Source organism: Methanoculleus sp. MH98A (genome assembly GCF_000691865.1).
Lineage (GTDB): Archaea > Halobacteriota > Methanomicrobia > Methanomicrobiales > Methanoculleaceae > Methanoculleus.
Genome location: NZ_JMIO01000295.1, coordinates 1 through 500, shown reverse-complemented (window position 1 = coordinate 500; position 500 = coordinate 1). Strand labels below are relative to the sequence as shown.

Sequence of the window (500 nt, the reverse complement as noted above, 5' to 3'; positions counted from 1 at the left end):
CTGGAGGCCGCCGTTCGTATTGCCCGTATGAAGTTTGATGGCATGCTCTCGTACGATCTGAAGTCCGCGGTCAAAGAGGTCCTCGGAACGTGCGTGAGCGTCGGTGTCACCGTCGAGGGGAAGAAGCCCCGCGAGATGATCCAGGCTGTCAACGACGGGGAGTACGACGGCGTACTCGTCGCATAGATGTCAGACAACCATAGAAGATCGTGAGGTCGTGTACTATGGAGGCAAAGGATGGTTGATAAAACCAGTATACAGGAAGCCGTGAAGACGGCCCTCTCAAAGGCTCCGGAACGGAAGTTCAAGGAGAGCGTGGATATCACCGTCAACCTCAGGAATATCGATATGTCCCAGCCCAAGAATCGTATCGATGAGACGATTCATCTCCCGAACGGTTTTGACAACGTCAAGATCGCAGTTCTCGGGAAGGGCGACATTGTCACCCAGGCAAAAGAGGTGAATGTGGACCTCATCATCGGACCTGAGGAGATCGAGCG

Annotated in this window: 2 pseudogenes; both read left to right on the top strand. The window is 54.2% G+C overall.

What is annotated here, in order from left to right:
* A pseudogene (gene rpl11p / locus EI28_RS13035) lies at positions 1 to 186 on the top strand (50S ribosomal protein L11); the annotation flags it as partial.
* A gap of 51 nt (positions 187 to 237) precedes the next feature.
* Positions 238 to 500: pseudogene (gene rpl1P / locus EI28_RS13030) on the top strand (50S ribosomal protein L1); the annotation flags it as partial.